The organism is Azospirillum sp. Marseille-Q6669 (genome assembly GCF_965111635.1).
In genome coordinates this window covers 356,370-369,957 of sequence record NZ_CBCOOP010000006.1, presented here as the reverse complement: position 1 = coordinate 369,957, position 13,588 = coordinate 356,370, and the positions used below count along the sequence as shown (strand labels likewise).

The window sequence follows — 13,588 nt, the reverse complement described above, 5'->3', positions numbered from 1 at the left end:
GCCCGATGTAATCGTTTTCAATAACAGCGCTGCAAGGACGACGCCTAAGACCGCCCGGCGCTAAACCGAACGGAGGAGACGGACCCGCCATGGCCCCCGACGCCAACACCGCCATTATGCCCACCGGATTGCCCACCGATCTGCTGCGGCCCGATCTGCTGCGGCCCGATCTGCTGCGACTGAACGCCAGCCCAGCCGGCAAGGAGGAGGCGATCCGCGAGGCCGCCCAGCTGCTGATCGCCGCCGGCTGCATCAATCCGGCCTACGCCGCAAGCATGCTGCGCCGGGAAGCCGTGGCGAACACCTTCCTCGGCCATGGCGTCGCCATCCCCCACGGCATGGTGGAGGATCGCGGCATGGTCCGCCGCAGCGGCATCGCCGTCCTCCAGGTGCCGGGCGGCATCGCATGGAATCCCGGCCAGACGGCCCATCTGGTGGTCGCCATCGCCGCCCAGTCCGACGCCCACATCGCCGTGCTGCGCCGCCTGCCCCGGCGGCTGCGGGAGGAGTGGCGACTGGCTGACCGCCCTGTTCACCGTCACCGACCCCGCCGCCCTCGCCGCCGCCCTCAGCGAGGACGCCCCCGCCGCTGCCCCCACCACGCCGGGCAGCGATCTGGAGGAGCGGTTCGACTGGGTGGTCGATTACCCCACCGGCCTGCACGCCCGCCCGGCCACCGCCTGGGTGGAGACGGCGCGCACGTCCGCCGCCCGCATCCAGGTCCGCCACGGCGATCTGGTGGCCGACGCCAAGGCGCTGGTGGCGCTGCTCCAGCTCGGCCTGCGCGCCGGCGATAGCGTGGTCGTCTCGGCGGAGGGAGACGACGCCGTGGCGGCGCTCGCCCGCATGAAGGCGACCATCACCCGCCTGACCGCGCGGGAGAAGGCGGACGCGGCCGCCGCGGCGCAGAAGACCCGCGCGCCCGCGCGCGGCTGGACGCCGCCGAACCCGCTGCCCGCCGTGCCGGGAATCGCCGCCAGCCCCGGCCTCGCCATCGGCCCGGTGCATGTGCTGCCGCGCGCCGTCGTGTCCGTTCCCGACGAGCCGGTCCCGCTGATCGAGGGCGGCGACCGCCTGCACGAGGCGCTGAGCCTGACCCGCCAAAATCTGAAGGCGCTGGCCGACGACACCGCCCGCCGGCTCGGGCCATCGGAGGCGGCGATCTTCACCGCCCAGGCGGAAATCCTGAACGACACCGACCTCGTGACGCTGGCCTGCCAGCTCATGGTCGAGGGGCACGGCGTCGCCTGGTCCTGGCATCGGGCGGTGGAGCGCACCGCCGCCGGGCTGGCCGCGCTCGACAACCCGGTGCTGGCGGCCCGCGCCGCCGACCTGCGCGACGTCGGTCAGCGCGTCCTGGCGCGGATCGACCCGGCTCTGCGCACCGGCGGCGCGCCGGACCTGCCGGACACCCCCTGCATCCTGATCGCCGAGGACCTGTCGCCCTCCGACACGGCGGCGCTGGACATGGCGCGGGTGATCGGGCTGGCGACGGCGCAGGGCGGCCCGACCTCCCACACCGCCATCCTGGCCCGCACGCTCGGGCTTCCCGCGATGGTGGCGGGCGGGGCGGCGCTGATGGAGCTGGCGAACGGCACCCCGGCCATCCTCGACGGCCAGACCGGGCGTCTGCACCTGTCCCCCGCCGAGGCCGACACCGCCAACGCCCGCGCCTGGATCGCGCGGGAGGAGGCCCGCAAGGCCGAGGAGGAGGCCCGGCGCGGCCTGCCCGCCCGCACCCGCGACGGCCACGAGGTTGAGATCGGCGCCAACGTCAACCGCCCCGATCAGGTGGCGGTCGCCCTGTCGCAAGGGGCGGAGAGCGTCGGCCTGATGCGCACCGAATTCCTGTTCCTGGAGCGCGGCGACGCCCCCGGCGAGGACGAGCAGTACGAGACCTACCGCGGCATGCTGACCGCCCTGGAAGGCCGTCCGCTGATCGTCCGCGCGTTGGACATCGGCGGCGACAAGCAGGTGCCGCACCTTCAGCTTCCGCACGAGGAGAACCCCTTCCTCGGCGTGCGCGGCGCCCGCCTGTTGCTGCGCAAGCCCGAGCTTCTGGAGACTCAGCTCCGCGCCCTCTATCGCGCCGCCAAGGGCGGCGGAGCCCTGTCGATCATGTTCCCGATGATCACGGCGCTGGGCGAGGTGCAGGCCCTGCGCGCCGCCTGCGACCGCATCCGGGCGGAGCTGGACGCCCCCGCCGTGCCGCTCGGCATCATGGTCGAGGTTCCGGCGGCGGCCATCCAGGCCGACGTCCTGGCCCGCCATGTCGACTTCTTCTCCATCGGCACCAACGACCTGACGCAATACGCGCTGGCCATCGACCGCCAGCACCCCGAACTGGCGGCGGAGGCCGACAGCCTGCACCCCGCCGTCCTGCGGCTGATCCGCCTGACGGTGGAAGGGGCGGAGCGGCACGGGCGCTGGGTCGGCGTCTGCGGCGGCATCGCCGGCGACCCGTTCGGCGCGGCGCTGCTGACCGGGCTCGGCGTGCGCGAGCTGTCGATGACGCCGCGCGACATCCCCGCCGTGAAGGACCGGCTGCGCGGCAGCGACCTGTCCGCCCTGAAGGAGGCCGCGCGGCGGGCGCTGGACTGCGAGACCGCCGACGCGGTGCGTGCGCTCGACAGGGGCGAGGCATGAACACGCCCAAAGAGGACATCCAGCCGGTCGTCACCGTCACGCTGAACCCGGCCATCGACCAGACCATCACGGTCGAAGCGTTGCGCCCCGGCCATGTCCACCGGGCGAGCGCCGTGCGGCGCAACGCCGGCGGCAAGGGCGTGAACGTGGCGAGCTGCCTCGCCGACTGGGGAACGCCGGTGGTCGCCACCGGCCTGCTGGGCAGCGGCAACGCCGCGGCCTTCGAGGCGCTGTTCGCCGCCAAGGGCATCGCCGACCGCTTCGTCCGGCTGCCCGGAGAGACACGCGTCAACGTCAAGATCGCCGACCGCGCCGCCGCCGACACCACCGACCTCAACCTGCCCGGCCTGACCGCCGACGCCGACGCGCTCGACCGCGTGCGCCGCACCCTGCGGGAGCTGGTCCTGCCCGGCACGCCGGTCCTGCTGGCGGGAAGCCTGCCGGACGGGCTGCCGGCGGACAGCTACGCGACGCTGACGGCGGACCTGCGCGCCCAGGGCGCCTGCGTGGTGCTGGACAGCAGCGGCCCGCCGCTGGCGGCGGCGCTGGCCGCCCCGGACCTGCCCTTCTGCATCAAGCCGAACCGGCACGAACTGGAAGCCTGGGCCGGCGCCCCCCTGCCCGCCACCGCCGACCTGTTGAAGGCGGCGCGCGGCCTGCACCGGAACGGCGTGGCGGTCGTGGTGGTCTCGCTGGGGGCGGACGGCGCGCTGTTCGTGGCCGACGGCCCGGCGCTGCACGCCCGGCTGCCAGCGGTCAACGCGCTGAGCACGGTGGGGGCCGGCGACGCCATGGTGGCGGGGCTGATCGCCGCCTTCGGCGCGGATTTGCCGCTGGAGGGCGTCGCCCGCCTGTCGGTGGCCTTCGCCACGGCGAAGCTCGGCTGCTTCGGACCCAACCTGCCGGGGACGGACGCGGTCCGCGCGCTGGCCGGACAGGTGGAGATATCAACGCTTTAATGAACGGGGAGCGGGCGACCGCTCGGGAGGAAACCATGGCGAACATGCTGGCCGTGATCGCGGCGGGCGATCTCAGCACCCAGGCCGTCCTGGCCGCCGAAGCGCTGCGCAAGGCCGCGGCAGCGCTCGGCCACACCATCCAGGTGGAGGTGCGCTCCAGCCTCGGCGTGCGCAACACGCTGCCCACCGGGGCGGCGCAGGGCGCGCAGGGGGTCATTCTCGTCGGTTCCGGCGATCTGGGCGAGGAGCGCTTCGCCGGTCTGAAGCGCAGCGCCGCGGCGCTCGACGCCGTGCTGCGCGACGCGCGGGCCGTGCTGGAGCAGGCGCTCGCGTCCGCCCCGGCCCAAGCTCCGGCGCAGGCGGGGACGAAGAAGATCGTCGCCATCACCTCCTGCCCCACCGGCATCGCCCACACCTTCATGGCGGCGGAGGGCATCCAGCAGGCCGCCCGGGCGCTGGGCCACGCCGTTCGGGTCGAGACCCAGGGCTCGGTCGGCGCGCGCGACACGCTGACCGAGCAGGAGATCCGCGAGGCCGACGTCGTGCTGATCGCCGCCGACACGCAGGTGGACCTCGCCCGCTTCGCCGGCAAGCGCGTCTTCAAGAGCGGCACCAAGCCCGCCATCAACGACGGGCGCGCCCTGGTCGAACGCGCCCTGGCCGAGGCGCAGCCCCACGGCACCGCCCCGGCGCTGGCCGACGGCGTGGCGGCGGGCAAGGCCGCCAAGGCGGAGCACGTAGCGGCTCAGCGCAGCGGCCCCTACAAGCATCTGATGACCGGTGTGTCCTTCATGCTGCCCTTCGTGGTGACCGGCGGCCTGCTGATCGCCATCGCCTTCGCGCTCGGCGGCATCTACGTGTTCGAGGACAGCCAGCAGGGCACGCTGGGCAACGCACTGTTCCAGATCGGGGCCAAGGGCGCCTTCGCGCTGATGGTTCCGGCGCTGGCCGGCTACATCGCCTTCTCCATCGCCGACCGTCCGGGCATCACGCCGGGCATGATCGGCGGCATCCTGGCCGCCAACCTCGGCGCCGGCTTCCTCGGCGGCATCGTCGCGGGCTTCATCGCCGGCTACGCCACCAGTTTCCTCAACCGCAACATCAAGCTGCACAAGAATCTGGAGGGGCTGAAGCCGGTGCTGATCCTGCCGCTGCTCGGCTCGCTGGTCACCGGCCTCGCCATGATCTACGTGGTCGGCGCCCCGGTGGCGGAGGCCCTGGCGGCGCTGAGCGCCTGGCTGAAGGGGATGCAGGGCAGCAGCGCGATCCTGCTCGGCCTGCTGATCGGCGCGATGATGGCCTTCGACATGGGCGGGCCGGTCAACAAGGCCGCCTACGCCTTCTCCACCGGCCTGATCGCGTCCCAGGTCTACACGCCTATGGCCGCCGCCATGGCCGCCGGCATGGTGCCGCCGCTGGGCCTGGCGCTCGCCACCAAGCTGTTCGCGGACCGCTTCACCCGGGAGGAGCGGGAGGCCGGCAACGCCGCGGGCATCCTGGGCATCGCCTTCATCACCGAGGGCGCCATCCCCTTCGCCGCCCGCGACCCGCTGCGCGTCATCCCGGCGCTGGTGCTGGGCGCGGCGCTGACCGGCGCCATCTCCATGGGCATCGGGGCCGAGCTGAAGGTTCCGCACGGCGGCATCTTCGTCCTGCCCATCCCCAACGCCGTCACCCATCTGGCGGGTTACGTCGTGGCGCTGGTCGCCGGGACGGTCACCACGGCGGTCGCGCTGCGATTCCTGAAGCGTCCGGTCAGTACCGCCGTGACGGCGTAACAGCGCTGCGAAAGCGTCGTTGAGATGAAAACGTTTACATAACCCCTGGACAGAACGCCTCGTCGACCCTATCTTTCTTTTGCTGCCTCGGCAGCACGCTCTATAGGGCGTTTCCTCCCTAGACTCAGGCCACGCGCGGTTCCCGTGCGTGGCTTTTTTTTGTCCGGCGCGTTTCGTTTGTTCGGCGTGTGGGGCTGGTCCCAAATCTCTCCCTTGCCCAGACTGGGCGAACCTGAGAAGCCGGAGGCGAAAAGCACGAGGACCCGAATGCCCCGCAACAGACCGATGATCCTTGCAGCGCTGGCGGCCACCGCGGCCCTGGCCGCCGGATGCACCGATGTGAAGGAAAGCCTTCCGTCCCGGACCGCCACCGAACAGCTCCTGATTTCCAGCGCTGCGGACAACGCCGCCAACCGCCTGCGGCTGGATCTGCCGGCGGACAAGCGGGCCTTCCTCGACACCGGCAATTTCGACGGCACCGACTCCAAATACGCCGCCAGCGCGATCAAGGAATCGCTGCTGCGCCAGGGCATCCGCCTCGTCCCCGACCGGGCCGCCGCCGACACGATCATCGAGATCCGGCTGGGCGCCCTGTCGGTGAACCAGAGCAAGACGGTGCTGGGCATTCCACCCATCACCCTGCCCGGCACGATCACCCTGCCGGAAGCGTCGGTCTACAGCTCCACCGAGAACCAGGCGGTCGCGAAGTTTTCCGCCTTCGCCTACGACAACCAGAGCGGCGCCCTGGTCGCCTCGACGGAGCCGGCCTACGGCCTGTCGGGGGAGCAGAGCTACCGGGCGATGACGCTGTTCTCCTGGCGCACCTCGCCCCCCTACCCCGAAGACACCAACTGACGACACCGACCGACGCGGGCATTTCCGCACAAATTTTGCGTCCAACCAAAGCCATAGCCGCATCCTCTGGCGCGGCTGGGGGTGGACGCGTACCATGCCGTGGCCCCGCGGGGCGCGGCATCAAGCGCAAAGGCGACGGCACAGTGGACGATCATGGGGCGGAGCGGGACAGCGGCGGCGTCCGACGATCGGAACGGCTGCTGCTCGCCCAGAAGACCGCCCTGGAGCGGGCAATCGGCGGCGCCGGGCTGGACGAGGTGTTGGCCTTGCTGGTCCGGGCGGGCGCCGAACAGCTCGGCGCGCGGGCGGCCATCTTTCTGGTGGACGAGGGTGGTCTCAGCCTGCGCTTCGGCGTGGCGGCGGGCTTGCCGGACACCTACACGCGGGTGGTGGATGGGTTCGAGATCGGGCCGCAAGCCCCCTCCTGTGGTCTGGCCGCCCACAGCGGGGAACGGGTCGTGGTCGAGAATGTGGCGCTGGACCCGCGCTGGGCGCCCTACCACGCGCTGACGCGGGAGCATGGCATCGCCGCCTGCTGGTCCACCCCGATCCGCGCGGTCAATGGGACGGTGCTGGGCGCCTTCACCATCTACCACGCCACCCCCTGCGCGCCCGGCCCGCTGGACCTGGAGTCGGTGGATCTGCTGACGCACACCGCCGCCCTGCTGATCGAGCGGGACCGGACGGAGCGGGAACGCCACTCCAGCGAAGCGCTGCTGTCCTCGGTTCTGGAGCATCTGCCGGTCGGCGTCGCCGTCTACGACACGCAGGGCCGCACCACCCGCAACAACCGGCTGATGCGCGACTACACCAACGGTTCCCTGCCCTCCGCCGACGACCGGGAGGCGGCGCGTTGGCGCGCCTTCCACCCCGACGGGCGGCCGGTCGAGCGCAAGGATTTCTCGGGCGCGCGCGCTTTGCGGGGCGAGATCGTGGTGCCCGGCATGGATTTCCTGCACCGCGCCGCCGACGGGACGGAGCATTGGACGCGCGTGTCGGCGGCCCCGCTGCGCGACAGCGAGGGGCGGATCACCGGCGTGGTCGCCGTGGTCAGCGACATCGACGCGGAAAAGCGGGCGGCGCAGGGCTTGGCCGCGGCGCTGGAGGAGGCCCGCCGCAGCGAGCTGGTGGCCCATGAGATGAGCCACCGCATCATGAACAGCTTCCAGCTTCTGCACGGGCTGGTGTCGATGCAGACCGCCACGGTCACCGACCCGGCGGCGCGCAAGGCGGTGGAACAGGCCTTTTCACGAATCCAGGCGATGGCGCTGGTGCAGCGCCGCCTGTTCGAGGCGACGCGCAACGACCTTGCCACGCTCGACGCGGCCGACTATCTGCAACGGCTGGGGGAAAGCCTGACCGGTGCCTTCATCGATTCGGGCCGCTGCACGCTGGTCATCGACTCCGCGCAAGGCATCCCGATGCCCGCCGCGCAGGCCTCGTCCATGGGGCTGATCGTGACGGAGCTGGTGCTGAACGCCCTGAAGCACGCCTTCGGCGCGCACCAGCAGGGGACGGTGACGGTGCGGTTCGAAGCCTGCGGCGACGACCGCCGACTGACGGTGACCGACGACGGGGCCGGCCTGCCGGACGGCGCCGGCACCATGAAGCCCGCCGGGTCGGGGCAGGGCATGGGCATGACGCTGGTGCACGGTCTGGTGCGCCAGCTCGGCGGAAAGATGGAGATCGACCGCCCCGATCAGGGCGGCCGCCCCGGAACCCGCTTCGTTCTGACTTTTCCAGCCTGACGGCTTTGAAGCCACCGGATTCCGGGATGGCGCGGCGTCCTGAACCTTAGGCGACGGCTTCCATCGGCTTTTCCACCTTGCCGCCGAACCCGTTCTCCAGCGCCCAGATGGCCGCCTGGGTGCGGTTGGAGGCGTTGATCTTGCGCAGCAGGCTCTTCAGGTGAACCTTCACCGTCGCTTCGGTGATGTTCAGATGATTGGCGATCATCTTGTTGCTGTCCCCCTGAAGCAGGCGCTCCAGGATCTGCGTCTCGCGCTGCGACAGGCCCTTGGCCGCGGTCGGGCCGTTGGCGCTGGTGTTGGCGCCGGCCTTGCCGGTGATGAGAAGGGCGGCGAGATGGGTCGGGAAGACCTTTTCGCCGATCATCACCAGACGCAGCGACTGCGCCAGCGCGGCCGGGGAAATGTCCTTCATCAGGAAGGCGTCGGCGCCGGCCTGGATGGCGTTGGCCATTTCCTGGGCGTCGAGGTGGCTGGCCAGAAGGACGAGCCGCGCGCTCGGATACTGCTCCCGCAGGACGGTGACGGCCTGGACCGTGCCGTTGGCGGAAGCCGGGTCCATCATGATCAGCTCGGGCATGTCGCCCTCCATCATGCCCGGCGGCGGTACGTCGCTGAAACTGGCGGCCTCTTTCGTGATGCGGAACTCCCCTTCCGAGAAGAGGGCCTTCATGCCTTCGCGGAAAAGTTTGTTGGCGTCGATCAGAAAGATGGAGACCGATTGCATCGTCCAGTCACTCTCGAAGGTGATTGAGATGAGCAACCCTACCCTATCGTTGGCGGGCCGGCTACCCGTCCGTTAGTAGAATATTAACCAATGAAGTCCGAGGCACGTCCTCCCATCGGGCATATGCCCCTCCCCGGAAAGCCGGTCCAGGTCGCTCCCGGATGCTTGGAAACTCGGAAAAACCACGTCTGAACAGGCCACTACCCATTTTGCGCGGGAATCGAACGCCGTCTCGTTAATATCACGGCAACCATAATCGGCCATTGGTACAGTCATCGTAATTCATCGCTTGGATGGGTGCCCGACATGCCGATGGTGTCCATGTGGAAGAAGATCAGTCCGTGTCACTTCGTGATGCAGGACTGTCACCGCCGGATCGAAATCCGTTACCACGCCACCGGCTCGCAGAGCGGCTGGGGCGTCTACGCCGACGGGACGCTGGTGCAGCAGCGCGCGGCCTTCACTGAAGCGCGCGGCATTGCCATGGGGCTGGCGACCGGTTCCTGAAACGAGCCTTGCCCGCCTGATGTCACAGCGCGGACATCGGGCGGTTAACCGGCTCTTGAGACTGTTCCGCGCAGGATGGCCTTCGTCGCAGGAGGCCGTCATGACGTTCCGCCCACTTCCCCTTGTTTGGCGCCGGCTCGCGCTCTGCGCCCTTCTCGGTCTCACGGGGATCGCCTTCTGGGCCGCGCTGCAACCGCAGTTGGCGCCCAGCGGCCTTTACGGCTTCGACAAGCTGGTGCACGCCGGGGCCTTCGGGCTCCTCACTCTGCTCGGCATCCTGGCCAGCGCCAGCCGGCGCACCGCCGTCCTGGCGGTGCTGGCGGTCTTCGCGCTCGGCGCCGCGATCGAGGTGGCGCAATCCTTCGTTCCGGGACGCGAGGCCAGCCTGTCCGATCTGGCCGGGGACGCCATGGGAATCACCCTGGGAATCATGACCGTCCAGCTGGGGCATCGCGCCGCCGAACGCGCGCGCCGCGCGCGCCATGGAATAGTCACGCAGCCCGCGGCGTTTGCGTCCTTACCGGAGTGAGGGGACACAGCGTCCGGAGCGACAATCCCGAGCATCCTTCTCCGTTTTTTGGTTTTGTTCGTCTACCGAACTATGCTATGCCGAAAGGCAGGACATCTGGAGTAACGCTTATGGACTGGCATAACGAAAAGGCTAAGACCGGCGCCCGCGCCCTGGAATCCGCGTTCGGCGTGATGCTGACGGTCTGCGAGGCCACCGACGGCTGGTGGAACTGGCACGCGGAGCATGAGGGGCTGAGCTGGACCCCCGACGCCCGCTGGTTCGCCACCCGCCGCGAGGCGCAGGACGCGGCGGAGGAGTGGGCCTCCACCCTGGCGCCGCAGCATCTGGGCTTCCTCCACCGCGCGGCCTGAGGGCATCAACCATTGCGATCGGGGCGGTGCCGTTGACCCGCCCCGCGTCCGCTTCCACAATGGCCACCGTGCCAAGGCGACGGGAAGCGGCTGCGATCATCCCTTGGGACTGTCAATCAGGCCCATGACGGTGATGAGATGCAGCACGAGACGCTCCCCCTTCCCGGCCTTGCGCTTCAGAAAGCCTTCCTGCCACCCGAAGCCACTCTGGTGGCGGTCGGAAATGGTGCGGGGCGCTGGACGGACTCCGCCGCCCCTGGCCGGACATGCTTCGCCCTGCCGACCTCCCAACCGGAACTCGACGCGTGGTGTGGTCCGGTTGGGCCGCGCCACATCGACTGGCTGGTTCTGGACGGCTGCGGCGACGCCCTGGCGGTGCTGGACGGCGCGGCCGATCTGCTGCGCCTGCGCCGCATCGACTTCCTTCAGTTTGAAGAGGCCGAGGCCGGAGGGCAGTTGGCCGCGCTCTACGCGCGCCTGCAGGCCAGCGGCTATTCGCTGTTCCGCTTCGCCGACCGCAATCTGGAATTCCGCAGCACGCCACCGAAGGACGGGCGCGGCGGCACGCACATGGCGGTCGCCCCCCGGCACTGGAACCGGCTGTTCGCGCGCAGCCAGGGCATGTTCCGCTACAAGGACCTGTTTCCCCGCCACGGCGTCGTGCCGCGCGGCATCATCCATGTCGGGGCCCATGAGGGGGAGGAATACGCCAACTACCAGGAGGCTGGCGGTGCCCGCGTCCTGTTCGTCGAGGCGGACCCGGCAACCTTCGCCACGCTCCAGGCCAGTTTCGCTGACCACGGCGACGTCGTCTGCCTGAACGCGGCAGTCTCCGACACCGCCGGGCGGGCGCGCTTTTCCCGCATGTCGAGCCGCCAGTCCAGCTCCCTGCTGGAGCCGACCGGCCATCTGACCGTCTATCCCCACATCACCGTCGACGAAGTCATCGAGGTAGGAACCCGGACCCTGCCGGACCTGCTGGCGTCCAACGGCCTCGCGCCGGAGGGTTTCAACGTGCTGGTGATCGACGCGCAGGGCTCGGAACGCCGGATTCTCAACGGCTGCGGCGATCTGCTGCCCCGGTTCGACGCGGTGGTGACCGAGGTGAGCTACGCGGAGCTGTATGAGGGCTCGGGCCTCGCCGCCGATGTGGACGACATCCTGTTCGCCCACGGCTTCGCCCGCGTCGCCGAGGTCAGCCCCTACCATCACAGCTGGGGCGACGCGCTCTACGTGCGCCGTCCCGGCTGATATCGCTCAGGGAAGCAGGACCGGCCCGCACCAGGGATCGAAGGGCACCAGCCGCGCCCTTTCGCGATCCGGACGCAGGGCGGCGCGCAGAGCCGGGTTCAGCATCGCCGCCGTCACCGAGAAGGAGCTGTTGGACACGGCGACCCGGTCGGCCCGCGACAGAATCCAGTGGTCGGTGAAGAACTCCGCCCCCGGCAGCGGCGTCCCCAGATCGCCGGCGAGGACGGGGCGATAGCGGCTGAAGCGCTCCGCCAGCTCCGGCGCGTCGGTGGCGAGGTAGAGCACCGGCCGGTCCAGCTTGGGCCACAGGTCGGCCAGCCAATCGAGATACCAGCCCTCCGGCGCGATCCAGAACCGGTCGTTCCGGCCGAAATCGCCGCGGCGCAGATGGATCGCCACCAGGGTCCGCCCGCGCGCCCGCAACCCGTCCAGCGCCGCCGCGGCGCGCTCCGCCACCGCGCCGACCGGCGTGAAGAGGGCGCGGAACCGCGCGCGGTGCGGCGCCAGGGGCGTGGTGTCGCCACAGAAGTAGCCGACCACGTCGTGACCGTCCGCGCCCGCCAGCGCCCGCCCGTCCAGCAGCGCCTGAACGCCGCAGTCCTCCTCGTGCAGGCTGGGCAGCGGCGGGCCGGGGAGCGGGTCGTCCAGGCCGTAGAGATGACGCCCGATCCACTTTGGCGTTTCCAACTCCATCCCGTTCCGCTCCGCGCAGACGCGCAGATACCCGTATTGCAGGAGCTGATTGCCGAACCGCCCCACATGGCCGAGCGTGGACATCGACAGGCGCCGCTTGCCTGACGCTCGGCGTGGCGACGGGGCGTCGCCCACAGCCCGGCGCAGCAGCAATATCGCCCGGCGCGAGAAGCCCGTGCCGATGCCCGGTGCCGCGGCGATCGCCTGGTCGTAGACCGCCAGCGCCTCGCCGTCGGCCCCCTGCGCCTCACGGACTTCACCGGCCAGCAGCAGGGCTGCGGGCAGGCGGGGGGCGAGCCGCAGCGCCCGACGCGCGCAGCGTCCGGCCCACGCCGCATCACCCCGCCGCAGCGCGGCACGGCCGAGCGCCACCCACGAGTCCCCGTCGTCCGGACGCGCGGCCAGCGCCCGTTGCAGCAGTGCCGCCGCCCGCTCCGGCAAGCCGGCGCGCTCGCACAGGCGGCCACGCTCGGCCAGCGCCGCCGCGTCGCCCGGACGCAGCCGACCGGCGCGGTTCAGCACCCGCCCGGCCGTCTCCAGGGCATGCAACGCGTCGAGCGCCGCGCCGAGGGCGAGGTGCAGTTCCGCCGAGGCGGGGTCGAGCGACAAGCCGCGCCGCGCTGACCCAGTTCGTTGCGCAGCAGGCAGAGGCTCGCCCAACAACCGCCCTGCGCGGGGTCCAGGGCCACCGCCGGACGAAGCGCCGCAATGGCCCGTTCCGTCTGGCCGAGCACCTGCCATGCCTCCGCCTCAACCATGCGGGCGCGCAACAGCGCCGGGTCGAGCCGGGCTGCGAGCCCGGCCAGCCGGGCGGCTTCTTCCGACCGTCCCAACCCCTTGGCGGCCATCGCCGCGTCGAAGGCGGCAGACAGGTTTTGCGGATCGAGGGTCAGCACCCGTTCGTAAAGCGCCGCGGCGGAGGCCAGGGCGCCGGAATCGAAGGCGGTCTCGGCCAACAGGCGGAGCGCCGGAGCCAGCCGTTCCGCCGCCTCCCCATGATCCGGCTGCAGGCGCAGCGTGGCGAGCCAGCTCGTCGCCGCCTCCGCGGTTTGCCCGAGCGCGTCCTGAACCTTGCCGCGGTTGAGATGGTAGGGCGGCGACGCCGGATCGCCGGCCACGGCGGCGTCGAGATGGGCGAGCGCCGCCGCGACCCGCCCGGTCTGGGCGAGCAGCAGCCCCATCAGATGGCTGGCGTCGGGATGACCGGGGACCGCCTCCAGTATCCGGCCATAGAGAGTCTCCGCCTCCGCCACCCGCCCGGCGATGTGATGGTCGAGCGCGATGGACAGGGCTTCGGAGACGGTGGCCATGAGCCGGGGCAATCCGCGTGGGGCCGCTTCGGGATGGCGCCACAGTGGCCGGGCCAACCCCGCACTGTCAACCGCCGGAGGTTTTGTCCAAGGCCATCGCCTGCTCTATCCCCTCTCCCCTCTGGGGAGAGGGTTAGGGTGAGGGGGTTTGCGCGTGGCGGAGCGTCCGGCACAAGCGCACCCCCCTCACCCGGCCCTTCGGGCCACCCTCTCCCCAGAGGGGAGAGGGATT

Annotated in this window: 13 protein-coding genes; 10 read left to right on the top strand and 3 right to left on the bottom strand. The window is 70.9% G+C overall.

All coding sequences use genetic code 11. The features are described from left to right. The first annotated feature begins 116 nt into the window (after window positions 1-116). From ACWPXE_RS30250 to ACWPXE_RS30225, 6 genes are all read left to right on the top strand, one after another. A complete protein-coding gene (locus ACWPXE_RS30250) occupies window positions 117-797 on the top strand; it encodes a PTS sugar transporter subunit IIA (protein ID WP_454020782.1) in 681 nt (226 codons plus the stop codon). Beyond that, window positions 685-2,646 (top strand): phosphoenolpyruvate--protein phosphotransferase, encoded by a 1,962-nt coding sequence (gene ptsP / locus ACWPXE_RS30245; RefSeq protein WP_454020980.1) that lies wholly within the window; start codon window positions 685-687, stop codon window positions 2,644-2,646. The genes ACWPXE_RS30250 and ptsP overlap by 113 nt, the downstream gene beginning before the upstream one ends. Further along, a complete protein-coding gene (pfkB, locus tag ACWPXE_RS30240) occupies window positions 2,643-3,605 on the top strand; it encodes a 1-phosphofructokinase (protein ID WP_454020781.1) in 963 nt (320 codons plus the stop codon). Before ptsP ends, pfkB begins: the two co-directional genes overlap by 4 nt. Before the next feature lie 35 nt (window positions 3,606-3,640). Next, the gene (locus ACWPXE_RS30235) at window positions 3,641-5,383 is read left to right on the top strand and encodes a fructose-specific PTS transporter subunit EIIC (RefSeq protein WP_454020780.1); all 1,743 of its coding nucleotides are present in this window, start codon (window positions 3,641-3,643) and stop codon (window positions 5,381-5,383) included. 267 nt (window positions 5,384-5,650) lie between these two features. After that, the gene (locus ACWPXE_RS30230; RefSeq protein ID WP_454020779.1) at window positions 5,651-6,238 is read left to right on the top strand and encodes a DUF6655 family protein; all 588 of its coding nucleotides are present in this window, start codon (window positions 5,651-5,653) and stop codon (window positions 6,236-6,238) included. 143 nt (window positions 6,239-6,381) lie between these two features. Then, window positions 6,382-7,986: a sensor histidine kinase gene (locus ACWPXE_RS30225; protein WP_454020778.1), complete on the top strand. Its 1,605-nt coding sequence runs from the start codon at window positions 6,382-6,384 to the stop codon at window positions 7,984-7,986. A gap of 46 nt (window positions 7,987-8,032) precedes the next feature. Here the strand turns inward: ACWPXE_RS30225 and ACWPXE_RS30220 are convergent, their stop codons facing one another. Continuing rightward, entirely contained in the window at window positions 8,033-8,713 is a 681-nt protein-coding gene (locus ACWPXE_RS30220) for a LuxR C-terminal-related transcriptional regulator (RefSeq protein WP_237908181.1), read from the bottom strand. Window positions 8,714-9,019: 306 nt separating this feature from the next. Between ACWPXE_RS30220 and ACWPXE_RS30215 the strand changes: the two genes are divergently transcribed. From ACWPXE_RS30215 to ACWPXE_RS30200, 4 genes are all read left to right on the top strand, one after another. Continuing rightward, window positions 9,020-9,220: a hypothetical protein gene (locus ACWPXE_RS30215; RefSeq protein WP_014200194.1), complete on the top strand. Its 201-nt coding sequence runs from the start codon at window positions 9,020-9,022 to the stop codon at window positions 9,218-9,220. A gap of 100 nt (window positions 9,221-9,320) precedes the next feature. Continuing rightward, the gene (locus ACWPXE_RS30210; RefSeq protein WP_454020777.1) at window positions 9,321-9,749 is read left to right on the top strand and encodes a VanZ family protein; all 429 of its coding nucleotides are present in this window, start codon (window positions 9,321-9,323) and stop codon (window positions 9,747-9,749) included. 110 nt (window positions 9,750-9,859) lie between these two features. Further along, window positions 9,860-10,102 carry a hypothetical protein gene (locus ACWPXE_RS30205; RefSeq protein WP_040137885.1) on the top strand — a complete coding sequence of 81 codons (243 nt, stop codon included), beginning with the start codon at window positions 9,860-9,862 and terminating at the stop codon, window positions 10,100-10,102. Between the two features lie 138 nt (window positions 10,103-10,240). Continuing rightward, window positions 10,241-11,353, top strand: a complete 1,113-nt coding sequence (locus tag ACWPXE_RS30200) for an FkbM family methyltransferase (protein ID WP_454020776.1) — start codon at window positions 10,241-10,243, stop codon at window positions 11,351-11,353. Between the two features lie 6 nt (window positions 11,354-11,359). Here the strand turns inward: ACWPXE_RS30200 and ACWPXE_RS30195 are convergent, their stop codons facing one another. Both ACWPXE_RS30195 and ACWPXE_RS30190 read right to left on the bottom strand, forming a co-directional pair. Further along, complete coding sequence (locus ACWPXE_RS30195) at window positions 11,360-12,655, bottom strand: tetratricopeptide repeat protein (protein WP_454020775.1); 1,296 nt, start codon at window positions 12,653-12,655, stop codon at window positions 11,360-11,362. Next, a complete protein-coding gene (locus tag ACWPXE_RS30190; RefSeq protein WP_454020774.1) occupies window positions 12,562-13,356 on the bottom strand; it encodes a tetratricopeptide repeat protein in 795 nt (264 codons plus the stop codon). The genes ACWPXE_RS30195 and ACWPXE_RS30190 overlap by 94 nt, the downstream gene beginning before the upstream one ends. Between the last annotated feature and the right edge of the window lie 232 nt (window positions 13,357-13,588).

Coding starts and splice junctions, on each gene's coding strand:
- pfkB (WP_454020781.1), top strand. CDS start 2,643: ATGAACACGCCCAAAGAGGACATCCAGCCGGTCGTCACCGTCACGCTG.
- ACWPXE_RS30250 (WP_454020782.1), top strand. CDS start 117: ATGCCCACCGGATTGCCCACCGATCTGCTGCGGCCCGATCTGCTGCGG.
- ACWPXE_RS30190 (WP_454020774.1), bottom strand. CDS start 13,356: ATGGCCACCGTCTCCGAAGCCCTGTCCATCGCGCTCGACCATCACATC.
- ACWPXE_RS30210 (WP_454020777.1), top strand. CDS start 9,321: ATGACGTTCCGCCCACTTCCCCTTGTTTGGCGCCGGCTCGCGCTCTGC.
- ACWPXE_RS30235 (WP_454020780.1), top strand. CDS start 3,641: ATGGCGAACATGCTGGCCGTGATCGCGGCGGGCGATCTCAGCACCCAG.
- ACWPXE_RS30215 (WP_014200194.1), top strand. CDS start 9,020: ATGCCGATGGTGTCCATGTGGAAGAAGATCAGTCCGTGTCACTTCGTG.
- ACWPXE_RS30200 (WP_454020776.1), top strand. CDS start 10,241: ATGCAGCACGAGACGCTCCCCCTTCCCGGCCTTGCGCTTCAGAAAGCC.
- ACWPXE_RS30230 (WP_454020779.1), top strand. CDS start 5,651: ATGCCCCGCAACAGACCGATGATCCTTGCAGCGCTGGCGGCCACCGCG.
- ACWPXE_RS30220 (WP_237908181.1), bottom strand. CDS start 8,713: ATGCAATCGGTCTCCATCTTTCTGATCGACGCCAACAAACTTTTCCGC.
- ACWPXE_RS30205 (WP_040137885.1), top strand. CDS start 9,860: ATGGACTGGCATAACGAAAAGGCTAAGACCGGCGCCCGCGCCCTGGAA.